This window comes from Pseudomonas sp. HMSC065H01, assembly GCF_001815235.1.
GTDB classification, from domain to species: domain Bacteria; phylum Pseudomonadota; class Gammaproteobacteria; order Pseudomonadales; family Pseudomonadaceae; genus Pseudomonas; species Pseudomonas aeruginosa.
In genome coordinates this window covers 268,826-290,675 of the sequence record NZ_KV819908.1, presented here as the reverse complement: position 1 = coordinate 290,675, position 21,850 = coordinate 268,826, and the positions used below count along the sequence as shown (strand labels likewise).

Annotated in this window: 27 protein-coding genes; 25 read left to right on the top strand and 2 right to left on the bottom strand. The window is 61.7% G+C overall.

Annotation, left to right across the window (positions count from 1 at the left end; translation table 11 throughout):
- From HMPREF3014_RS23845 to HMPREF3014_RS34470, 25 genes are all read left to right on the top strand, one after another.
- Positions 1-1,335 carry a S49 family peptidase gene (locus tag HMPREF3014_RS23845; RefSeq protein ID WP_034022753.1) on the top strand — a complete coding sequence of 445 codons (1,335 nt, stop codon included), beginning with the start codon at positions 1-3 and terminating at the stop codon, positions 1,333-1,335.
- A gap of 3 nt (positions 1,336-1,338) precedes the next feature.
- Positions 1,339-1,716 carry a head decoration protein gene (locus HMPREF3014_RS23840; RefSeq protein ID WP_034022752.1) on the top strand — a complete coding sequence of 126 codons (378 nt, stop codon included), beginning with the start codon at positions 1,339-1,341 and terminating at the stop codon, positions 1,714-1,716.
- A 75-nt stretch (positions 1,717-1,791) separates the two neighbouring features.
- On the top strand, positions 1,792-2,814 hold the full coding sequence (locus HMPREF3014_RS23835; RefSeq protein ID WP_034067952.1) for a major capsid protein: 1,023 nt from the start codon (positions 1,792-1,794) through the stop codon (positions 2,812-2,814).
- Positions 2,814-3,092, top strand: a complete 279-nt coding sequence (locus HMPREF3014_RS23830; protein ID WP_034067953.1) for a head-tail joining protein — start codon at positions 2,814-2,816, stop codon at positions 3,090-3,092. Before HMPREF3014_RS23835 ends, HMPREF3014_RS23830 begins: the two co-directional genes overlap by 1 nt.
- 10 nt (positions 3,093-3,102) lie before the next feature.
- A complete protein-coding gene (locus HMPREF3014_RS23825; protein ID WP_034067954.1) occupies positions 3,103-3,528 on the top strand; it encodes a hypothetical protein in 426 nt (141 codons plus the stop codon).
- Positions 3,529-3,535: 7 nt separating this feature from the next.
- Complete coding sequence (locus HMPREF3014_RS33880; RefSeq protein WP_071537755.1) at positions 3,536-3,748, top strand: DUF7210 family protein; 213 nt, start codon at positions 3,536-3,538, stop codon at positions 3,746-3,748.
- Between the two features lie 2 nt (positions 3,749-3,750).
- Positions 3,751-4,503, top strand: coding sequence for a phage tail tube protein (locus tag HMPREF3014_RS23820; protein WP_034067956.1), 753 nt, complete (start codon positions 3,751-3,753; stop codon positions 4,501-4,503).
- Positions 4,503-4,904, top strand: coding sequence for a hypothetical protein (locus tag HMPREF3014_RS23815; protein WP_034067957.1), 402 nt, complete (start codon positions 4,503-4,505; stop codon positions 4,902-4,904). The genes HMPREF3014_RS23820 and HMPREF3014_RS23815 overlap by 1 nt, the downstream gene beginning before the upstream one ends.
- Positions 4,905-4,933: 29 nt before the next feature.
- Complete coding sequence (locus HMPREF3014_RS34700; RefSeq protein WP_168171855.1) at positions 4,934-5,089, top strand: hypothetical protein; 156 nt, start codon at positions 4,934-4,936, stop codon at positions 5,087-5,089.
- Positions 5,090-5,092: 3 nt separating this feature from the next.
- Entirely contained in the window at positions 5,093-5,734 is a 642-nt protein-coding gene (locus HMPREF3014_RS23810) for a DUF6441 family protein (protein WP_034067958.1), read from the top strand.
- Positions 5,734-8,439 carry a coiled-coil domain-containing protein gene (locus HMPREF3014_RS23805; protein ID WP_034067959.1) on the top strand — a complete coding sequence of 902 codons (2,706 nt, stop codon included), beginning with the start codon at positions 5,734-5,736 and terminating at the stop codon, positions 8,437-8,439. The genes HMPREF3014_RS23810 and HMPREF3014_RS23805 overlap by 1 nt, the downstream gene beginning before the upstream one ends.
- Before the next feature lie 20 nt (positions 8,440-8,459).
- Positions 8,460-9,518 carry a hypothetical protein gene (locus HMPREF3014_RS23800; RefSeq protein ID WP_034067961.1) on the top strand — a complete coding sequence of 353 codons (1,059 nt, stop codon included), beginning with the start codon at positions 8,460-8,462 and terminating at the stop codon, positions 9,516-9,518.
- Entirely contained in the window at positions 9,515-11,083 is a 1,569-nt protein-coding gene (locus HMPREF3014_RS23795) for a hypothetical protein (protein WP_034067963.1), read from the top strand. The genes HMPREF3014_RS23800 and HMPREF3014_RS23795 overlap by 4 nt, the downstream gene beginning before the upstream one ends.
- Positions 11,080-11,868, top strand: coding sequence for a DUF2163 domain-containing protein (locus HMPREF3014_RS23790; RefSeq protein ID WP_034067964.1), 789 nt, complete (start codon positions 11,080-11,082; stop codon positions 11,866-11,868). Before HMPREF3014_RS23795 ends, HMPREF3014_RS23790 begins: the two co-directional genes overlap by 4 nt.
- An 18-nt stretch (positions 11,869-11,886) precedes the next feature.
- On the top strand, positions 11,887-12,114 hold the full coding sequence (locus HMPREF3014_RS23785; RefSeq protein WP_013246730.1) for a hypothetical protein: 228 nt from the start codon (positions 11,887-11,889) through the stop codon (positions 12,112-12,114).
- Entirely contained in the window at positions 12,111-12,323 is a 213-nt protein-coding gene (locus HMPREF3014_RS23780) for a hypothetical protein (protein ID WP_034067966.1), read from the top strand. The genes HMPREF3014_RS23785 and HMPREF3014_RS23780 overlap by 4 nt, the downstream gene beginning before the upstream one ends.
- Positions 12,323-14,596, top strand: a complete 2,274-nt coding sequence (locus tag HMPREF3014_RS23775; RefSeq protein WP_034067968.1) for a phage tail protein — start codon at positions 12,323-12,325, stop codon at positions 14,594-14,596. Before HMPREF3014_RS23780 ends, HMPREF3014_RS23775 begins: the two co-directional genes overlap by 1 nt.
- Positions 14,596-15,216, top strand: coding sequence for a glycosyltransferase family protein (locus HMPREF3014_RS23770; protein WP_034067969.1), 621 nt, complete (start codon positions 14,596-14,598; stop codon positions 15,214-15,216). Before HMPREF3014_RS23775 ends, HMPREF3014_RS23770 begins: the two co-directional genes overlap by 1 nt.
- Positions 15,217-15,218: 2 nt before the next feature.
- Positions 15,219-15,569 carry a DUF2793 domain-containing protein gene (locus HMPREF3014_RS23765; RefSeq protein WP_034067970.1) on the top strand — a complete coding sequence of 117 codons (351 nt, stop codon included), beginning with the start codon at positions 15,219-15,221 and terminating at the stop codon, positions 15,567-15,569.
- A gap of 66 nt (positions 15,570-15,635) precedes the next feature.
- Positions 15,636-15,944 (top strand): DUF6127 family protein, encoded by a 309-nt coding sequence (locus tag HMPREF3014_RS23760; RefSeq protein WP_034067972.1) that lies wholly within the window; start codon positions 15,636-15,638, stop codon positions 15,942-15,944.
- Positions 15,941-16,168: a DUF7940 domain-containing protein gene (locus HMPREF3014_RS23755; RefSeq protein ID WP_034067974.1), complete on the top strand. Its 228-nt coding sequence runs from the start codon at positions 15,941-15,943 to the stop codon at positions 16,166-16,168. The genes HMPREF3014_RS23760 and HMPREF3014_RS23755 overlap by 4 nt, the downstream gene beginning before the upstream one ends.
- Positions 16,165-16,665 (top strand): lysozyme, encoded by a 501-nt coding sequence (locus HMPREF3014_RS23750; RefSeq protein ID WP_034067975.1) that lies wholly within the window; start codon positions 16,165-16,167, stop codon positions 16,663-16,665. The genes HMPREF3014_RS23755 and HMPREF3014_RS23750 overlap by 4 nt, the downstream gene beginning before the upstream one ends.
- Positions 16,662-17,159 (top strand): hypothetical protein, encoded by a 498-nt coding sequence (locus tag HMPREF3014_RS23745; protein WP_034067976.1) that lies wholly within the window; start codon positions 16,662-16,664, stop codon positions 17,157-17,159. Before HMPREF3014_RS23750 ends, HMPREF3014_RS23745 begins: the two co-directional genes overlap by 4 nt.
- Before the next feature lie 7 nt (positions 17,160-17,166).
- Positions 17,167-17,319, top strand: coding sequence for a glycoside hydrolase family protein (locus HMPREF3014_RS35460; RefSeq protein ID WP_371056763.1), 153 nt, complete (start codon positions 17,167-17,169; stop codon positions 17,317-17,319).
- Positions 17,320-17,485: 166 nt separating this feature from the next.
- Entirely contained in the window at positions 17,486-18,892 is a 1,407-nt protein-coding gene (locus HMPREF3014_RS34470) for a hypothetical protein (RefSeq protein ID WP_141765474.1), read from the top strand.
- Positions 18,893-19,010: 118 nt separating this feature from the next.
- Here HMPREF3014_RS34470 and HMPREF3014_RS33875 read toward each other — a convergent pair whose 3' ends face one another.
- Entirely contained in the window at positions 19,011-21,563 is a 2,553-nt protein-coding gene (locus HMPREF3014_RS33875) for a DNA methyltransferase (RefSeq protein WP_141765473.1), read from the bottom strand.
- On the bottom strand, positions 21,560-21,799 hold the full coding sequence (locus HMPREF3014_RS33870) for a hypothetical protein (protein ID WP_071537754.1): 240 nt from the start codon (positions 21,797-21,799) through the stop codon (positions 21,560-21,562). The genes HMPREF3014_RS33875 and HMPREF3014_RS33870 overlap by 4 nt, the downstream gene beginning before the upstream one ends.
- Between the last annotated feature and the right edge of the window lie 51 nt (positions 21,800-21,850).

Here is a 21,850-nt window from a genome sequence, read left to right as displayed (position 1 = left end):
ATGCCCCTCATCCATCTGGCGTCCCGCATCATCGGGACGCCGCTGCTCATTGCGCGCCCGAAACTCGACGTGATCCTCTCCGTGCTGGGTTCACGCATCGGCTTGCCCGACCGGGACATGGCCTTTCCCATCCCAGAACCCAAGCAGGCGCGGGCGTTTGCGCAGTCGGGCATCGCCGTCATTCCGGTGTTCGGCACTTTGGTCAAACGCTCGCTGGGCCTCGATGCCGCTTCGGGCCTGATGGCCTACGACGAACTGGAATCCCGGCTGGAGACTGCGCTGGCCGATCCGCAGGTGGCGGGCATCCTGCTCGATCTGGATTCTCCCGGCGGCGAAGCGGGCGGCGTGTTCGAGTTGGCCGAGCGCATCCGCGCCGCCAGCCGGATCAAGCCGATCTGGGCACACGCCAACGATGCCGCGTACTCGGCCGCCTACGCCATTGCCGCTGCCTGCCAGCGTTTGACGCTGTCGCAAACCGCCGGTGTGGGCTCCGTCGGCGTGATCGCGCTGCACGTCGATCAGGCCGTCAAGGATGCCAAGGACGGGCTGCACTACACCGCTGTTTTTGCCGGTGGCCACAAGAACGATCTCTCGCCGCACGAACCCTTGAGCCCGCAGGCGGCGGGTACGCTGCAAAGCGAAGTCGACCGGCTCTACGGAATCTTCACGACGCAGGTTGCCCAGATGCGCCAACTGGATGTGGATGCCGTGCGCGCCACCGAAGCTGCCGTGTACTTCGGCGAGAACGCAGTGGCCGCAGGGCTGGCCGACGCGGTGCTGCCCTTCGATCAGGTGCTGGCCGAATTTGCCGAGGCGTTGGCCGCCCAGCGTCCGCAGACCACGCCACAAGCCCGGTCGTCTGCCTTGCCGCGCGCTTCGCCCCCCACGCTTCACCACGCCCCTCGACCCACCTCTTTCACCTTGGAGAACACCATGACCGAACACCCGGACGAACACGCCGCCCTCGACGATCTTCACGATCCGCACGAACCACACGATCCGACCGACCCCGCCCAGCAAACCGATCCGCCGCAAGACGAAGGCGATCCGCAACCGACACCTGTCGCCAGCGCCGCACTGGCGCAGTCTTTCGCCAGTGGGCGTGGTCAGGCGCAGGCCATTGCCGAGATGTGCCTGATCGCGGGCCAGTCGCAACGCACGGCGGAATTCCTCGCCGCCGGGTTTTCCGAAGCGCAAGTGCGTCGGGCCTTGCTCGATGCCCGTGCTGACCAGCCCGAAATCGCCTCGCGCATCACCGCCGATGCCAGCACCAGCCAGCGCCCGGAAAACAGTCCCGTGGTCGCTGCCGTCAAGAAACTCACCGCCAAGGAGTAAGCCATGACCGCCATTGCACAACCGCAGACGCTGGGCGACCTGCTCAAGTACGAAGCGCCGAATCTCTACTCGCGCGAAACCGATACCGTGGCCGCCGGGCAAAAGCTCGCGCTGGGCACCGTGCTCGGGCGCGATACCACCAGCAGCAAACTCAAAGCCTTCGATCCGGATGCCACCGACGGCAGCGAAATCGCCATCGGCATCCTGGTGGGCGATGTGGACGCCACGCTGATCGACCGCGACGACGCACTGGTGATCGCGCGCCACGCCATCGTCGCGCGCGGCGCACTGGTCTGGCCGACCGGCATCACCACTGCGCAGAAGGCCGCCGCCATCGCCCAGCTCACCTTCTTGGGCGTGCTGGTGCGCGACAGCGCCTGACCCCGTCCTGACACTCCGTTTCACTCCCCCGAAAACCCGCCGCTGTGCGGGTTTCGTCATTTTTGGAGATCCCAAATGCAGAACCCCTTTGAAAACCCCGGCTTCTCGATGGCCAGCCTTACCGCCGCCATCAACCTGCTGCCCAACCGCTACGGGCGGCTGGAGCAACTGAACCTGTTTCCAGCCAAACCGGTGCGCACCCGGCAGATCATCGTCGAGGAATTCGCCGGTCGCCTGAACCTCTTGCCCACCCGCGCACCCGGTTCGCCCGGCACGGTCGGTGAACGGGGCCAGCGCAAGCTGCGCTCCTTCGTGATCCCGCACATCCCGCACGACGACGTGGTGCTGCCCGAAGAGGTGCAAGGCCTGCGCGCCTTCGGCTCGGAAACCGAGATGGAAGCCATCGGCGGTGTCATGGCCCGTCATCTGGAGACGATGCGCAACAAGCACGCGATCACCCTGGAGCACCTGCGCATGGGCGCGCTCAAGGGCGAGATTCTCGACGCCGACGGCAGCACGCTGGTCGATCTGTTCGATGAGTTCGACATCACGGCGCAGAGCGTGCCGTTCGAGTTTTCCACCGCCACCGACAACGGCCAGCTCAAGGGCGCATGTCTCGAACTGCTGGGTCTGATGGAAGATGGTCTGGCGGGCGAGTTCTCCACGGGCCTTCACGTGCTGTGCTCGCCGGAATTCTTCCGCGCACTGACCACCCACAAGGAGGTCAAGACCGCTTACCAGAACTGGCAGCAGGGCGCAGTGCTGATCAACGACATGCGCTCGGGCTTCAGCTACAGCGGCATCACCTTCGAGGAATACCGTGGCCAGGCTTCCTTTGTGCAGGCCGACGGCACGCTGGGGTCGCGCCGCTTCATTGCCGCAGGGGAAGCCCATGCCTTCCCGGTCGGCACGGTGGATACCTTCGCGACCTACTTCGCGCCAGCGGACTTCAACGAGACCGTGAACACCATCGGCCAGCCGCTGTATGCCAAGCAGGAGCCACGCAAGTTTGATCGGGGCACTGATCTGCACACGCAGAGCAACCCCCTGCCGATGTGCCATCGCCCTGGCGTGCTGATCAAGCTCGTTGCTGCCTGATGGATGTCGCGACGTTGTACGAGGCGGCCCGCAGTGCAGGACTGCTGACCCCCGTCACGGTGGTGGGCAGCACCGTGCACTGCGCCTTCCGTGCCCCCGACGAAACCGTGCTGGATGGTTTTGCGCTGTCGCGGGACTACCAGATCGACTACCCGGCGTTCTGGCTGACGCTGGCAGCCGGGGACACCGTCGAGGTGGCAGGCAATACCTATCAGGTGCGCGACGTGCGCGCCATCGGCGACGGCACCGAGCGTCGCGCCTCGCTCTCCCAACTCTGAGGAACTCCCCATGAACTCCGTCCGCGAGCGCGTCTTGCGGGAGATCGTCACGCGCCTGGCATCTGCGATTGCCCCGACACCGGTGCTGCGCATGCCTGCCGTGCCGGTCACCCGCGAGGCCAGTCCAGCGCTGCTGCTCTTCGTCGATGGCGACAGCATCACCGCCCACGCCAACCACCTGGTCGACCGGTTGCTGATCGTCCGGCTTGCCGTGGTGGTACGCGGTGCGGATGCCTTCGACGTCGCCGACCAGGCGCTGGTCGCGGCCCACGCGGCAATGCTCGCCGACCCGAATCTGGGCGGTCTGGCCATCGCCGTGCGCGAGATCGACTGCGAATGGGAGTTCGACGACGCCGACGCCGGGGCCGTCGCGCTGCCCGCCCGCTACGAGATCCGTTACCGCACCCACGCCATCGACCTCACCCAAACAGGATGAACACCCTATGCAAACCCTCTCCATCGAACTACTGAAACCCCATACCCACGCAGGCAAGCGCCTCGCCGTAGGTGATCGCCTTGATCTGAATGACGCCAGCGCCCGTTGGCTGATCACACAAGGCACGGCCAAAGCGGCCACCCCCGCCACTGATTCCAAACCCACCCGCCGTGATGCCACGTCCGGTGTTTCCACAACTGCAGCCACCCAAGGAGACTGAACATGGCTTACTTTTCCGGACAAGGTCGCGTCTACATCGGCGCGCGTGATGACAATGGCAACCCGGCCGGACTGACCTTCGTCGGCAACGTGCCCGAGCTGAAGGTGTCGCTGTCGGTGGACACCATCGAGCACCAGGAAGCGCAGTCGGGCCAGCGCCTGACCGACCTGCAACTCATCAAGACCAAGAAAGGCGAATTCGCCTGCACGCTGGAAGAACTGATCGCAACCAACCTGGCGCTCGCGCTCTATGGCACCACGACCACGATCACCCCCGGCACTGTGACCGGCGAGCTGCTGCCCAACCCGGTCACCCCGGGCAGTCTGTACCCGCTGGCCATGCAAAACGTGTCCGCCGTGCAGGTGCAGGACTCCGACGCCACGCCCCAGACGTTGCCCCTCAGCCAGTACAGCGTCAACGCCAAGCACGGCTCGCTCGTGGTGCTGGATGCCACGTCGGGTGGCCCGTACACCGAGCCCTTCACCGTTGATTACGCCTATGGCGCAGCGCAGAGCACGGCGATGTTCACTCAGCCGCTGCCCGAGCGCTGGATTCGCTTCGAGGGACTCAACACCGCCGACGGCAACCGCGAGGTGGTGATCGACCTCTACCGCGTGGCCATCAACCCGGCCAAGGAGCTCTCGATCATCACGGACGAACTGCTGAAGTTCGAGCTGTCGGGCCAAGTGCTGGCGGATCTGACCAAGCCAGTCGGCGGTGATCTCGGTCAGTTCGGACGTCTGGTGCTGCTGTGATGGACGGCTTCAAGACCTTTCCCCCTGAGCCTGTGGTCGTGACGCTGTCCGGCACCGCGCTGGAACTGACGCCAATCCGGCTGGGCGAATTGCCGCGGCTGTTGGCCGTGGTGCGGCCGATGGCCGAGGAAATCACCAGTGATCCGGACTGGATGACGCTGCTGGGACGGCACGGCGATGCCGTGCTGGACTTGCTGGCGATCACCACCCGGCGTGAACGCGTGTGGATCAACGACCTGTCGCTGGAGGACGCCGTTCTTCTGGCCGCTGCCGTGTTCGAGGTGAACGCGGATTTTTTCGTGGCGCACGTCGTTCCGGCGATTCAAGGCGCAGCCCAGCGGCTCGCCCCGACGCTGCGCTCGCTGACGAACTCGGCTGGGACGCCGCCGTCGCCCGCCTGATCCGCGCCGGTCACCGCCTTGGCGACGTGATGTCCTACACGCTCACGCAGGCCCAAGCCTTTCTGGATGCCGACGGCCAGATCGAACGGCAGCAACTGGCTCAGATGCTCGGCATTCACGCCGTGGCAGCACAGGGCGAGAAGCGTGGCATCGAACAACTGCAACGCGATCTGCTGAAGGACTAAAACGTGCGCCTGTCTCTGACCACCAACGGCCTGCTGGACCCACGCCAGTTGGCTGCGTGGAGTACCGAGCGGCGTCGCGCCATCCACACCGCCGTCGCCAAGGGCATGCAATCGGGCGGGCGTGAAGTGCGTGATGCCGCGCGATCCGAGATGCGCAGCGCCTTCACCGTCAAGCGCAACAGCTTCATCTCGTCAATGGGTGTGAAGGTGTTCGACAAAAAGCCCGAGCAACTGCCCGCCTTGCTGGTGGGCAGCAAGATTCCGTGGCTGGGCATGCACGAACGAGGCGGCAGCGTGAGCGGCAATCTGCTGATCCCGCTGCTGCCCGGTCGCATCGGCCCCAAGCGTTTCAAGGCGGTCATTGATGGCCTGATGCGCTCGGGCAATGCCTTCTTCATCGAGAAAAACGGGCGCGTGCTGCTGATGGCCGAGAACATCAAGGAGAACGCCGGGCAACTGGGCCGCTTCAAGCGCGCCGAGCGTGGTCGCACCGGGGCCAAGCAGATCAAGCGTGGCCAGGAGATTCCCATCGCCGTGCTGGTCAAGCGCGTCGATCTCAAACGACGACTGAATCTGGCGGGTGGCGTGCAACGCGCACTACCTGCCTTGGCGCAGGCGATTCAACAAGAACTGGACAAAGTCTGATGGCAAGCAACCGTGCCCAAATCCTGATCAGTGCCGTCGACCAGACCAAGACCGCCTTCGACTCGATCAAGCGGGGCTTGGGCGGCCTCACCGATACGGCCAAGAGCGTCAACGGCGTGCTGGCCAACCTTGGCGTTGGCGTTTCGTTGGCGGGAATCGGCGCAATGATCAAGTCCAGCATCGACTCAGCCGATGCACTGGACGAGATGGCGCAGCGTACCGGCATCGCCGTCGAATCGCTGTCGCTGCTGGTGCCTGCCGCCGAGTTGTCGGCGGTTTCCACCGAAAAGTTCGAAGCCGGGCTCAAGAAGTTGGCCACCGGCATGCTGGAGGCCGCCACCGGCTCGGAAACGTCCGCGCAGAAGTTCGGTGCGCTGGGCGTGGCGGTCCAGAACCAGGATGGCACCTTGCGCGACAGCGAACAGGTGCTGCTGGATCTGGCCGATCGCTTCAAGGCCATGCCGGATGGCGCGGAGAAGGCGGCGCTGGCGGTCGATATCTTCGGCAAGGCCGGTGCCGAAATGATCCCCTTCCTCAACCAAGGACGGGATGGCATCGGTGCGCTGAAGCAGGAGGCGGCTGAACTCGGGCTGCAGTTGTCAGCCGACACCGCCGCGCAGGCAGGCAACTTCAACGACGCGCTCGACAAGCTGAAATTGGCCACCCAGAGCATCGGCAACCAGATCATCGCGTCCTTGCTGCCTGCCCTGAACGACATGGCCGGTGGCATGGTCGAGTCGGCCAAGCAAGGCGGCACGCTGCGCACGATTCTGGACGGCGTGGTGCTGGTGCTCAAGACCCTGGCGCTCGGTGTCGCCACGGTTGGCAAGGCCTTCGTCGCCTTGGGTGAAGCGATTGGTGGCGGTGTCGCGGCGGCGGTCGAAGCGCTCAAGGGCAACACTGACGGGGCCAAGGCCATCATTGCCGACCTCAAAGGCAGCCTGATCCAACGGCTCGATGAGCTGGCGTCTTTCCGCGACAGCCTGTTCGACCCCAAACCCATCGAGGTCAAGGCACCCCGAATTCAGGCCGATCCGGAACTGTTGCAGCGGCTGACCAAACCCAAAGCGGGCAAGGCTGCGCAGGATTCCACTGGCGCGCAGACCACGCTGATGAAAGCGCAGCTGGACGCCGAGTTCGCGCTGCTCAAGGACGGATTGGCGCGGCAACAAACCGCGCTGGATGCAGCGCTTGAGGATCGTCTGATCTCGGTGCGCGACTACTACGCGCAAAAAACGGCCATCGAGCAGCGCGAGGTCGATGCCGAGATCGCGCGCAAGCAGCAGGAGCTGGCCCGCAGTCAGCAAGTCGCCAGCACCGGCAAGTCGGAGAACGGCCGCCTGAAAGCCAAGGCCGAGGTCGCCAAGGCGGAAGCCGACCTGATCACGCTCAACAACCGGCGCACGGACATCGAGCAGGCCAATGCGCGCAAGGCAGCGCAAGCCGAGCGTGAGCTGGCCGATGCCCTGGCGCAGGCGCGCGAGGAACTGGCCCAGATCACCAGCACCGCAACCGATGCTGACCGCAGATCGGCCATCGAGCGCAGCTATCGGGATCTGCGGGCGCGGCTGGCGGCAGAAAGCGATGCCGACGGCGTGTCGCTCGTTGACCGGCTGATCGACGTGAAGGCCGCACAAGCGAACCTCTCCGCACTGGAAGTCCAGTGGCGGCAGGTCACCGAGCGGATGCGCAATGCGCAGGATGCGATCCAGACCCAGCAGCAGGCCGGGTTGCTGACCGAAGCGCAGGCGCGCCAACAGATCGTGACCTTGCAGCAGCAATCGGCCACCGAGATGGAACGCCTGTTGCCGACCATGCAGCAAGCCGCGCAAGCCATCGGGCCGGATGCGGTGATCCGCGTGCAGGCGTGGCGCAACGAACTGGAGCGAACCCGGCTCACGGTCGATGAAATGGCTCCGCTGTGGAACCGCATCGGCGAGAGTTTCGGCGGCGCGCTCAACGGGATGATCACCGGCGCACAGACGTGGCGCAGCGCAATGGCCAGCCTGTTCCAGCAGGTGGCCGACGCCTTCCTGCAGCAGATCGTGATTCAGCCCTTCCAGCAGTGGATCGCCATGCAGGCGCGGATGCTGGCGCTCAAGCTCGGTTTCATCCAGCAGGAGCAAACCGTCGACGCGGCGGCCAGCGCTGCCAAAGTCGCGCAAAAGACCACCGAAACCACCGCCGTGGTGTCGATGGATGCCGCCAAGGCCGGTGCAGGTGCGGCAGCGTCGCAAGCCTCCGTGCCCATCGTTGGCCCGGGACTGGCCATTGCCGCAATGGTGGCCATGGTCGCCGCTGTGATGGCGCTGCTGGGTGGCATCAAGAAATTCGCGGGTGGTGGCTTGGTCTCCGGCCCGGGCAGCGCCACCTCGGACTCGATCCCGGCGCGCCTGTCCGCAGGTGAATACGTGGTGCGTGCCGCTGCCGTGCGCCAGGTCGGCGTGGCCTTCCTCGACTCGCTCAACGGTTTGTCCGTCGGCCCGCGTTTTAAAGGCGGCGAGCTGGCCTTTGCTGCCGGTGGCCTGGTGCCGGAGGTCAAAGTGCCACCCGCACAGCCGCAGATGAATCAAGCGGTGCGCATCGTCAACGCCATCGATCCCGGCGTGACCCACGACCACCTGCAGTCGCCTGCCGGAGAGCGGGTCATCGTAAACATCATCGGGCGCAACGCGCGGGCCATCCGCTCGGCGCTCCAAGGCTGAATTTTGAGGGGAAAGTCCACATGGCACTTTTGTTCATCGATGGTTTCGACCACTACGACCCGCAGGCTGTGGACAGCTTTGGCGATCCGTGGCTGGCGCGTGGCAAGGCGGCATATCTGTCACCGCAGGCCACCCGCATCAATGGCCGTCGCCCGTCCTCCTATGCTCTGCGGTTGCCGGAAGGCTCGGGCGGTGGCTACGTCAAGAACCTCGACGCCACCAAGACCAGCCTGATCGTGGGAGCGGCCATTCGCGTGGTGCCGTACCAGAACACCTACACCGAGCCTTTGCTGCTGGGCGTGCGCGATGCCAACGCGCAGGTCGCCCATCTCGTCAAAATCGGCGAGGACGGGCGGCTCAAGCTCTACCGCTGGCAATACGGCTACGACCAGTTGATCTCGACCTCGGTCGCCAGCGCCCCGGCACGCGGCTGGCACTACATCGAGTTGCAGGTCACGCAAGGCACCAGCAACGGCGTGCTGTCGGTGCGCATCAACGGCATCCTGGCCATCCAGATGACCGCGCAGAACACCCTCCAGGGCGGTAGCCAACTGGTCACCGCATTCGTGGGCGCGGTGCCCGGACAGAGCTGCCCGCTGACCATCGACGTCGATGACTTCTACATTGCAGACACCACCGGCACGATCAACAACACCTTCCTGGGCGATGTGCGTGTCGATGCTTTGCAGGCACAGGCCGATGGCAGCCTGAACCAGTGGACGGCCAGTCCGGTCGGTACTGCCGCATGGGAAGCCGTGAGCGACGAGGACGAGGGCACGGCGATCAGCGCGCCCAGTGTCGGACTGCGCCAGTCCTTCGATGTCGAGGCGCTGCCGGTGATGGCCACGCCCACCATCTACGGCGTGCAGCTCACGATGCTGGCGCGCAAGACCGATGCGGGTCTGGGCAAGGTCAAAGGCCTCGTGGTCAGTGGTGCGCAAACCGCCACCAGCGCCGACATCATCCTGCAGGAGCAACTGGCGTGGCAGAGTACGCTGTTCGAACGCAACCCGAACGGCAACGTGCAATGGGCGGAAGCCGCCTTCAATGCCGCCGAATTCGGCGTGGAGTCGGCATGACGGATCGCGTCGTCATTCAAGACATTGCGGAGGTTTCCAGCAAGCCCACGCCCGGAAGTGAACTGCTGGAAATTCAGGGCGAAGTGCTGTCGCGTGCATCGTTCGGAGCCAGTGCGGCTACCTTCATGCCCGAAACGGCCATTGCGCCGGTTCCGCCCAACTTGGCTGCGACTTGGCTTGCTGAGTCTCTGGCGCACCCGTGGCCACCCATCGATGGCCCGGTATTCCTCGTCGAGGTGCTGCGCCGGGACACCGCATCCAGCACCATCGTCGCCACTGGCATGGACGCCTTCGGGGATCAACCCTGGCCGGATGCGCAACGCGGTGTGTTTGCCTTCCGCCACGACTGGGCCGAGCCCTTGGTCGAACGGCTTGAGTGGCAGACCAGCGTCACACGGCTGGCCAGCGGCAACGAATCCCGGCAAGCACGCCGCCGCGTTCCTCGGCGCTGGCTCACCTACAAGGTGGGCAATGCCCGCCCGACCGATGCGCTGGTCGCCGACTGGCTGGCCGATCATCTGGGCCAAACCGCGTGGTGGCCGCTGCCACAGTACGCCGTCCACCTCGTCGAAAACGCTGAGGAGGGCGCGCTGACCCTGGCGGTATCGGAGGCCGACTGGCGGCGCTTCGCTCCTCCTGCTGCTGCGCTCCGCTTGACCTACGACGGCGTGCAAGGCTGGGAGGGCGGCGAACGTTGGGTGCTGATCATTGCGCCGGAAGGCTGGCAAGTCGCCCAACTCAGCGACGTGGAAACCGATCTGCTGTGGCTGGCCGATCCGCTGGCCCGCAAAGCGGCGGCTGGTAGCGCCGTGCTGCCGCTGGTGTGGGGCAAGGCCGTTGATCCGGCCGATCTCACGCAATGGGTGCCGGGAATGGTCGGCGGCAGCGTCACCGCGAGCGTCACGCCCGAACAAACGCCGGACATGGATGTCCTCGATGACCCGTGGCTCGACGAGATCCCGGTCTGGCCCGATGGCAACTGGCGCGATGATCCCACGGCCAGCGCGCAGGCGACGATCACGCGCCAGGATTTCTCACCCGCAGATCCGTGGGTGCGGCGTGACGATCCGTGGGCGACGACGACTTACCAGCGCCGCTATCTGGCCAGCTCGCTCGATGAAATCGACATCTGGCGGGCGCGGCTGTGGCGCACCCAAGGCCGCTTGGAAGCCTTCTGGCTGCCCGATGGCTTGGCACCGATCCTGTGGGTGAGCGTCGAAGCTGATCCCGATGACGGTTTCCTGCGTGTCGATGGCAAAGACCTCTCGGCATTCTGGCATCGCCCCGCTGCCTGTTTGATCGTGCATCCGGACGGCTATCGGCAGTACGCCCTGACAGCCACCTGCCATCTGGATCAGGGCGGTGTGCTGGTGCTGCGCTCGGGTCTCGACGACTGGGTGCCCGCAGGCAGCGGGATTGTTCGCCTTGCGCGCTGCCGCCTCGACCACGACGCCATCGACCTGTACTGGCATAGCCCGCAGTTGGTGGAGATCACCCTGACCGCGCGCCAGTTGCCCGAGCCACGCGGCAACGACCGAGAAACGTATGGAGAGTACGCCGTATGAGCCAGCAAGCGCTGATGGAAGTCGAGCTCTACGCCTTCGCCAGCAGCAGCGCGAATTTCTACCTGACTCCGCACGAATTCGACGTCGATCTCGACGGCACGCTGTACACCAGCCTGTCCATCGAGCGCAACGAACTGGCGCTGGGGGCCGAAGCGGCCAAGTCAGCGCTGGATCTCAAGCTGCCACCCGACTGTGAACTTGTGCGCCACCTGCTGGCCACGTCGCTCACCGGCGACACCACCTCGGTCACCTTGCGCATCGGGCGGCGCGATACCTGGGGCGATTACTGGTGGTTGTCGGGCACGCGCTGGATGGGCCGGGTGCTGGGTGTGGAAATCGACGCCGATGCTGCCCGCATCCGCTGCGAATCGGCACAGGTCAGTTTGAAGCGCATCGGCCTGCGCAGGCTCTACAGCCGCAACTGTTCCCACGTTCTGTACTCCAGTGCCTGTGGGGCGTCGCCCATTTCCGAGAGCGCCTTCGTCTATGAAGCCTATGGCCGCAGTGTCGATCTCGATGGCGGTGTGCCGGGTGGCGTCAGCGGTGGCTTGGCCGGTGGCTGGCTGCAAACGCCGGATGGGGCACGCCACATGATCATCCGCGACTACGGCAGCGGCGTCGAACTGCTCTATCCAGCGGCCATTGAACCGGGCACGCAAGTGTTGTTGACGGTCGGCTGCGATCACAGCACGCAAACGTGCGCCTCGCGCTTCGGCAACCTCGACAACTACGGCGGCTTTCCCGTCATCCCGAGCAAGAACCCGTTTTCGACGGGCGTGTTCTGACTCTTCCGGAGAATTTCCATGTGGTACCTCGTCGTCATCGTGGTGGCGGCGCTGGTTTCGGTCGCGCTCGCGCCGAAACCGCCCGAGCCCAAACCCGCATCGCTGTCCGACGTCGATGCCCCCACCGCAGAAGAAGGCCGACCGATTCCGGTTGTGTTCGGCACCGTGCTGCTGCGCGGGGCCAACGTCGTCTGGTACGGCGATCTGGAAGCCGAACCGATCCGCAAAAAAGGAGGCAAGAAATGAGCACGGATGTGACCGTCACCATTGACGATGTGCGCGCCGTCGGCCTGTGCGTGAACGGCACACGGGTCTGGTTCGCGCGCCACGATATGGACTTCCGCGCCTTTCTGCGTGACGGCTGCGCTGCCGACACCTTGCTGGCCACCGGCGACGCGATGGCCTTGCGGGTGGTCGAGCACGCCCGTGCGCACATCCGGCAGGAGCAGCACTGATGGGTGGCAGCAGCAAAAAACAAACCGTCGGCTACCGCTACCGGATGGGACTGCACCTGGTGCTGTGCCAAGGGCCGGTCGATGCCGTGCAGGAAATCCAGATGGGCGACCGTACCGCCTGGGGCGATGCCGACCGGGGGCCGCTGTCCAGCGGGCACGGCCTGACCACCCTCGGTATCCACAAACCCACGCTGTTTGGCGGTGACGAGCGTGAAGGTGGTGTGGTCGGCAACATCGATGTGCTGCCCGGTGGCCCAGGTCAGGGGCGCAACGACTACCTGATGAGCCGCCTTGGGCCAGCCATTCCGGCCTTCCGGGGCGTGCTGTCACTGGTGGCGCGCAAGATTCTGTTTGCGGCCAACAACCCCTACATCAAGCCGTGGGCCGTGCGCGTGCGCCGTTTCACGGCGGGCTGGCACGGTTACCCGTGGATGGAGTGGAACGCCGAAATCCGCGCCTGGGATGACAACCAAGGCCGCGAGATCAGTGTGGGCATGAACCCGGCCCACATCCTGGTGCAATGCCTGACCGACCCGCACTGGGGCATGGGCTACCCGCAGGACAGCATCGGTTGGAGTTTCTGGAATGCGGCGTGGGCCCTGTCGGATGAAGGCTTCGGCCTGAATCTGATCTGGACGCGCCAGCAGCCCATCGAGAGCTTCATCAGTCAGGTCATCGACCACATCGGCGGCATTCTCTACACCGATCCGGAGCAAGGCACCTTCGAGCTGAAGCTGCTGCGCGACGACTACTGGGTCAATGACCTGCCGCAACTGGGGCCGGACGAGATCGTGCGGCTGGAGCGTTTCGAGCGCGCGCAGTGGGGTGAGCTGCCCAACGAGCTGACCGTGGTCTACGCCGACTGGCAAACCGGCGGCGACACCACCGTCACTGTGGAAAACCTTGCCGCGATTCAGTTGCAAGGCGGCGTGATCAATCAGCGCCGTGACTACCCGGGCGTCAACTACGGACCGCTCGCCGCGCGTCTGGCGCTGCGGGATCTGCGCGCCCTGGGGTCGCCCCTGGCCCGGATGAGCCTGACCGTGGCACGCGACACGCTGGAACGCGCACCGCTGCCCGGTGACGTGTTCCTGCTCAACTGGCCGCGTTTGGGTATCGACCAGATGGTGGTGCGCGTGACCGGCATTGATACCGGCACCTTGGGCGCGGCCGAATGGCGCATCGAAGCGATGGAGGACGTGTTCGGGCTGGACAACGCCGTGCTGGCACCGCCGCCGCCCATCATCGACGAGCCAACCCTGGAGCCGCTGCCTCCCGCATTGGTGCTCGCGGTGGAAATTCCGTACTGGGAACTGGCGCGCAGCTTGTCACGTGCTGAACTGGATTACCTGACCGACACCGATGCAGCGGTGGGCGCATTGGCCGCTGTGGGCGGTACGGGCCAGCTCAACTGGCAGCTCGCCACCGGCGCCTCGGCCGGTGAGATTGCCAGCGTGGCCAGCGAGGACTACGCGCCACTGCTCACGCTCGATGCGGCCTTGCCTGCCAGCGAGGCCGATGCCGTGGGCGTGCCGGTGACCGCCGTCAGCCAGCCGGAAAGGCTGACCGTGGGCGACTACGCCTACCTGGTCGATGCCAGCGGGTCGATCCGTGAAGCCGTCGCCGTCCTGGACTTCAATACCGCTGCGGCCACGGTTGACCTCGCACGCGGCGTACTGGACACCACGCCGCAATCGCACCCGGTCGGAACCCGCCTCATCGGCGTGGGTGAGTGGCTGGCATCGGAAGGCGCGGAGCGCGCCCCGGGTGAATCGGTGTTCGTGGGAGCCATCCCGCGCACCTCAACCGATCAAGGCGATGCGGAACTGGCCAGCAATGGCCAGCCGATGGTGCTGACCGGGCGGCAGGCCTTGCCGTATCCACCGGGGCGCGTCCGCCTCAATGGTCAGACCGAGCCTGCCGTGGTCGCCGGGGACCTCAGCATCGCGTGGGCCCATCGTGACCGCACCCAGCAGACCGCCTACCTCGTGCAGCAGGGCGAAGCCGACATCGGGCCAGAACCGGGTGTGAGCTACACGGTGCGCATCCGAGATCGCAACGACGCGCTGGTGCATACGGCGTCCGGCATCACCGGAGCGAATTTCGTGTGGGACGTGGCGACGGCTGCGGCTGATGCCGGTGCGCTGGGCGACCGCATCACGTTGGAACTCACTGCCGAGCGTGACGGGCTGGAAAGCTGGCAGCCGCAGGTACGCGCCGCGGATCGCGCGGGCTACGGCCTGCGCTGGGGTCAGTATTGGGGAGGAATCTGATGGAACCGCCAGTAGAACCACGCATCGATGTTCACCTGCTGACGCTGAACGAGCCCGCCGAATGGCGCTCGGCTTGTATTGCCAGTCTCGACGGAGCACCGATTCAGTTGCACGTCCTGCCGGGTATCCCGAGCCGCATCGGCGAAGCACGCGCCGCTGGTTACGCCCAGGGCAATTTGCCGCTGGTGTCCTTCGTCGATCCCGACGATCTGTACGACGCAAGCGCCTTCACGCAACTAGCCGATGCGCTGGATGCCTGCCCGAAAGCCGTGATGGCCTACACCGACGAAGCGTTGACCGACGAAAACGGTCGCGACATTGCCGTGCGTCGTCTGGCCTACAGCCGCTGGCAACACGCCAACAGCGCCAGCCATGTGCACGGCTTGATCGTGATGCGCCGGTCTGCCGTGGAAGTCGCGCTTGCGGAAACCACCGACCTCAACAACTTCGCCGACTGGCTGCTGACCCTGCTGGTGGCCAAGCGTGGCGGCGTGCTGTACCTGCCCATCGTCGGGCGTCATTGGCGACAGCACCCGCAGCAAAGCCACCGCACCGGCGACCCCGGCGCTATCCAGCGCATACGCCAGACCACCGGCCAAGCATCGAATCCCTGGAGATAAACATGTCATCAACCGATCCGAACCTTGGACTGAACTACGGCTGGACGCTCGGCGAGAGCGGCTGGGACACCGGCATGGATGCCAACCTCAAACGCCTCGGCGCAGTGGTCGGCCTGTCCGTGAAAGACCGCGACCTGACCACGCCACCAGCCAGCCCCGCCAATGGCGACCGTTACCTCGTGCCCGCCGCAGCCACCGGCGTGTGGGCAGGCAAGACCAACCAGATCGCGGTGCGCATCGATGGCACGTGGGAGTTCCACCCGCCCAAGGTGGGCTGGCTTTGCTACATCGAGGATGAGGCCAAGCTCTCGGCCTACAAGCCCGCAGGCTGGAGTGCTGGCATCGCCATCTGATCGCCATCCCGCCGCAACCAACTGAACCCGCCCACGAGGCGGGTTTTGCATTTCTGGAGAACACAAATGACCGAACCCGAACAACACTCGCCCGCAGCGCTCGTGGAGAACATGCTGCTCTTGCGCCGCGAGGACTTCGACGAACTGCTGGACCGCGCTGCTGAACGCGGTGCCGAGCGTGTGCTGTCCCATCTCGGCCTCGAAAACGGCCACGCCGCGAAGGACATTCGCGAGCTGCGCGACCTGCTGGAAGCCTGGCGCGATGCGCGTCGCACGGCGTGGCAGACCACCGTCAAGGTGATCACCACCGGCATCCTGGCCGCGCTGCTGGTGGGGGCCGCCATCAAGTTGAAGCTGATGGGAGGCGCGCCATGACCACCACCCGCAAACTCTGCCTGCTCGCCGACTGGCGAAAGATCGCGCGCCGCGCCTGGAGCGTCCGCCTGTCTATCGTCGCCGCCATCTTCACGGCGGCGGAAGTGGTGGTGCCTGTGTTCGGGGACGTGCTGCCGCGTGGCGTGTTCGTGCTGTTGGCCTTCAGCGCCAGCATCGGCGCGGCCATTGCGCGCTTGGTCGCGCAGCCGGAGATGCACCGATGATCCGGCCGCCGCAACGCCGGACGGTGGCCGCGCTCACGCTGTCCGCTGCAGCGCTGGTGGGCATCGTGCTGCACGAGGGCTACACCGACCGCGCAGTGATTCCGGTCAAGGGCGATGTGCCGACCATCGGGTTCGGTACCACCACCGGAGTGAAGCTGGGCGACACCACCACGCCGCCGAAGGCGCTGGCCCGGGCACTCACCGACGTGCAGCAGTTCGAGGGTGCATTGAAGCAATGCGTCACCGTGCCGCTGGCCCAGCACGAGTACGACGCACTGGTGAGCTTTTCCTACAACGTCGGCAGCCGCGCGTTCTGCCAGTCCACGCTGGTCAGGAAACTCAATGCGGAGGACTACGCCGGGGCCTGCGCCGAACTGCTGCGCTGGCGCTTCTTCCAGGGTAAAGACTGCGCGCAGCCCGCCAACGCTCGGCTGTGCGGCGGGTTGGTCACACGGCGCGAGGCCGAGTACCGGCAGTGCATCGGGGAAACGCCATGAACCTGAATCCGTGGCCATACCGCTGGCTGGCCGTCGCTGCTCTGGCTGTCGCGCTCATTGGCTTCGGCTGGATCAAGGGCGCGGGCCACGTTCAAACGCAGTGGGATACCGCCACCCAGAAACAAACCCTGCAAGCCACCGCCGTCCGCCAGCGTCAGGCCGAGGCCACCGTCAAGGTCGTCACGCAGTACATCGACCGCGTCCGCATCGTCCGCGAGAAGGGCGAAGCCATCATCAAGGAGGTTCCCGTCTATGTGCCCGTTCAAGCCGATGCTGCTTGCACTATCAACCGTGGCTTTGTGCGCCTGCACGACGCTGCCGCTGCCGGTGAGCTGCCCGAGCCCGCCCGAGATGCTGATGCGGCCGCCGCAGGCATTGCACTCTCTGCCGTCGCCGGAACCGTTGCCGCCAACTACCAGACCTGCCACGAAAACGTCGAGCAACTGAGGGCGCTGCAGGCGTGGGTCAATGAGATGACAACGAGCATCAAGTAGTGGCTGGGTGTTGGCCCCCGAGTCCAAGTGGTGGTTCTCAGCCTTCGTGGACTTCACGTTCAACCTTGGTGCGGGGCGTCTGCAAATGTCGATGCTGCAGCCAAGGGTGAATCAGCGGTACGGGTTAGCTGCCAGTCAGGAGGGCTGCCGATGGGTCTGAGGCGGCGGAGCAGTGCTTCCGGGGATTGTCGCAAGACGGAACACAGCACTGATCGTCTGCAGTGGCGACCGATTGTTGTGTGCAACTATCTGAAACCGTAGAATGATTGTATTTGTCAACATGGCGCACGTTCATTCCGCAGCGCGCCCAAAAATAGTGAACATCTATGGTTAAGCTTCCGGGGAAAACTGCATATTCCGGCGTACGGCGTCCAATGACAAGAGAGTCTGGATTCTCATCGCACCCTGATTCAACTGGTGGCGAGTGGAAAAAAGAAAGCTCTAAAACCCTTAAACTCCAAGCCGGGGAAACTGTGGAAATTGTTTTCACAATCCCGGATCACACACCAAATACGTGGATAGCGTTCGGCGGATGGTATTGTGCAGATAAATGCTTGGCGATTGAAATTACCTCCCCAAATCCAAAGCACACATTATCAGAGCCAGCATCGCCGAATTGGTCGAAATTTGGAAGCATGTGGCAGGGAGATGGCAAAGGAGTTACTGCCACCGTCTCTATGACTGCGAATAAAAACGCAAGTATCTCTCTTTGGAATCTAGCTTGTGGGCTCGTTGAACAGCCGGGCTGCCATACCGGCGGGAAGTTCGAAGTATGTACTGCTCCGGGATATCTAAGCAATTTGCACCTGCTTTCACCGGAGGCGCACTTTTGGAGCACCAAAGGGGAGACTGAGATCGCACTGCTTGGGTCGACAGAAGTACTGGAACTGAGCGACGCTGGTGAGCATATTTTTCTAAAAACTTGCAATCGATGTGCACGCTTTCTTCCGATAAATGTAAATGACGAGCGCATTCAACTAAGCTTCTCCAATCATTGTGTTGCTCGCCGACCGTGCATACACACAGGCTTTGGAAAACTAAAGAATGCAGAAACCCAGGAAGTCCTCCAGCTTAACTACGGATACCAGCTTGAGTGTAGATTCTGCAAGAAGTATTGCGTCAATGCAGCCCATAATAAAAATAGAACTGGCGCTCAGATGAAGGAAGACGGCGCTCGCCGTAGGCATTTTGAATTGTTGGTTACCGAGCTCTATCAAATGAGCAGGCAGATGGCGTTCAAGCACCGAACCGGTGTTGAACTGTCTGATTACATCTGGAAAAAATTTAGCTGCAAGTGCTTCAATTGCAACGCAGATCTTCCGACTGTGAAGTCGATGGCGCTAGATCACACTAGGCCACTAGCACTGCTTTGGCCGCTTGATGAAACTGCGACTGCATTATGCGGATCATGCAACAGCTCCAAAAGCGATCGCTATCCGAGGGAATTTTACTCGGATGATCAGTTAGTGAGGCTCAGCGCTCTAACTGGCATTCCCGTTGACCAACTTAACGAGCCCACTCCGAACGTCGAGGTCATAACCGAGCTTGTTAAGCGCTTAGATTGGCTTTTTGATACGTTTCTAATGCGAGCTGAAATGATCAGAGTTCGAGATGGAAAGATAACTGGCGAGTTAGTGGTAAAGGCACTCCAGAAAGCCTTTGATGCTGCCCCTGGAGGCGCGCCGGTCGATCTTGTTGCGGAATATGAATTACGACGGCAGAAAAAATCATAGCTACTATGGTTTTTCTACAAATGCACCAAACCCATCAAGCAACAGCTTGATGGGCACTGAGAAATTGCTGCAGGCCTTATGAATTAACCACTTCATCACCAAATAAAGACACTACGCTTTATTTCTGAAGAATAAGGTACTGATGTCCTGTGGTGGTTCCTTTGTCGCGAATGCCATGACTCTCGCAATGTCCTACTGATTCGGTAGCGATGTCCAGCACATTAAAAAGTCCGTTGACCTGCTTGGTCAACTCCATTGCCATGTCACATTTGTGACTTAGCCCAAGGTGCAGCACAGCCAATCCGCCAGGCTTTAGGCGGGCATGAAACTGCTCAAAAATCCCTCGATATACATCGAAGGTTTTCTTCTGAAGCGATTCGACGAATTCATTCGCGCGGGTATCGTAATCACTTCTTGCCCATCCGCAGAACCAGAATCTCATCCAGTTTGTTATATAGAAGCGTGTCGAGTCGTAGAATGGCGGCGATGTGATGATGGCATCTATATCTCGGAGTTCTGCCGGCCATTCAGAACAAATATCACCTTGAAAGCATCGCCCAGTGGGGAGGTCGTCTGTCAACTGAGAGGCCAAGCTTTTCTCAACTTTTGCCCTGACCTTTTCTACAACAGATTTTTTTATGAAATCTCCTGTGGGCGCATATGGGGTTATAGGGTGGCTGTTTCTACTTAAAGCGTAAGGCCTGTTGCCATGCAGGACATGAAGCATGCAGGCCATGACCAGATGCCACTCCGGCGAATCACTCTGGTTCGCCGCAAAGAACTCGCGTGCAGATAGCACCTCCTGATACGTATCAGGATGGAAATACTCCGCAAGAGCCCCATTGAACCTAATCTCCTCCGCTTGCCGCAGTGTGCCGGAGGTAGCCTTGTTATTCTTAATCCACAAATCTAGCTTATCGATTAAATGGCGCACCTTTTGTTCGTCAGCACGCATTAGCTTTGCATTGGATACGGCAGTGCCCAGCAGACTAATTTCCAAGCCGTATCCCTCGCGCCCCATCAAGCATGCCTCAAATGGAATCGTTCCAGACCCACTAAATGGGTCGAGGACCTTGTCACCTCTGCGACTGAATACATCAACCAAATGGTGCGCTAAGGCAGGCTTCATTTTTGCCTGATAAGAGCAAACCGAGTGTAGTTGGCTACCCCAGTTCCGTTTTGAGTACGGCTCCTTCTGGTGTGGCAATACATCTTTGAAATTTTCCCATCGAGAAAGAAAATCTCCTTTATCTGCCGCTTCATGGAAAGGCTCATTTGTTAAAGACGGATCTGGCTTTAAGCCTGCGCTATCCTTTTTTCTGAACACAATCAGCGATTGAGACAATACGCTGCGATCCTTTGATATTCTGTTCCTCAGATGCAACGTCTCGATGTGCTCAAGGCCAATATCAACTCCCAGCGACTCAAGAATCTCATGCGTGGGAACATGTATCCCACCATATCGACTATCGCCAATATCAATGCAGATCGGCGCTCCTGGTTTGCAGCTATGCATTAGCCCCTGAAGGACAAGCCTCATGTCTTCGAAATAGCCTGCCACCATTCTAGGAATTCTCTGGTCGTAGGCGTTCTCAGAGAGCTTATCAACCAGCATCTGAATCGATTTGTGGACAATCTTTCTACCCTGCGCCACACCAACATCATTAATGCCGGAAGTAATTGCAGCATCCCTGTAGGATCTTAGAGTCGTTCCGTTTGACAGAAAGCGCCCATACCAAAGCTCTAGCTTTGTATTTCTAAAGTAATTTGTTCCATTTAGGTAAGGCGGTGAAGTAATGACCCCATCAGCATCAAATGATGCCGTCTTCAAAAGATCGCGAGCGTTGGCTGTAATGATGCCAACCGACGCCGTCAGATGGTCGGCGGCCAAACAATCCCCCGATATGAGAAGGAGATGGCTTGAGACCTCACCGATAAGATCTGGAATGCCTTTCTGAAGCTCTTTTTCTGTTTTGTATCTAACGTCACCAGACCGCTTTAACATTGAGCAAATGACGAGTTTCGCCATCACTGCAATGGTGAATAAATTTCCAATCAACTCGTCTTCTTTTGCAACATCATCATTGACAGTCCTGAGAGAAAGCACTGCAGCCATGCCGACATCGTTGAAGAATTGACTTCCCTCAAAGTTAACTTTGTAGTCATCCTGTAAAGCTTTGTCCGGTTGCGCTGCTTTTACGAGATCTCGGAGGTTTTCGGCAATACCCTGAAGTCTTGAGGCAATTTTCTTTCGACGCGTCATTGTGGCAGAGCCAAGCGCCATCTTCGCTTCGACGACGAGCCGCATAGCGGGATTCACTTCGCAGTAGCCACAATCAATGCCAAATGCAGCCAAAGCCACAGGGGTTGTCCCTGTCCCAGCAAAAGGCTCAATTATCTTTTTGGCATTCGGCATGTATTTCGCAAGAACAAACTTGACAAATTCTGATGAAAATCCTTCTAGGTATGGGTACCAGTCATGAAAGGGCTCTCCTTTACCACCTTGATGGGTTACTTGTGCGGCAGCTAACGTTTCCAGGCCAGATAAACTGAGTTGCATTTGATTCGATTTGTTCTTGAATTTTCTAGAGCAATTAGCGTCACCAGATCCCCTAAGCATTTCTGTGCAAGAGGAAACAGGGCGCTTCTCGTTAGTAATGATTTCGGTCATGCCCCTGCTCCTGTCGAAGGGGCGGGTGATTGCGGCTTCACTTCACCTAGCGTTGGTGCGGAGCTTGCATTTGAAAATGACAAAGGCAATTGGTTGTTTGCCGTCATGTAGCTCTCAACATTTCTTAAAAACCAATCTTTTAGAGTCAAACCATCCCGAGCTAGGGCGGCGTAGAGCAGCCGCTTGGATTCAGGCTCAATCTCAATGACTATGCGACCGCTGCTACCAATACTCATGGAAGAATCCGTGACAATGTAATGTGCTGGATGTTACATTACATTGAGGGG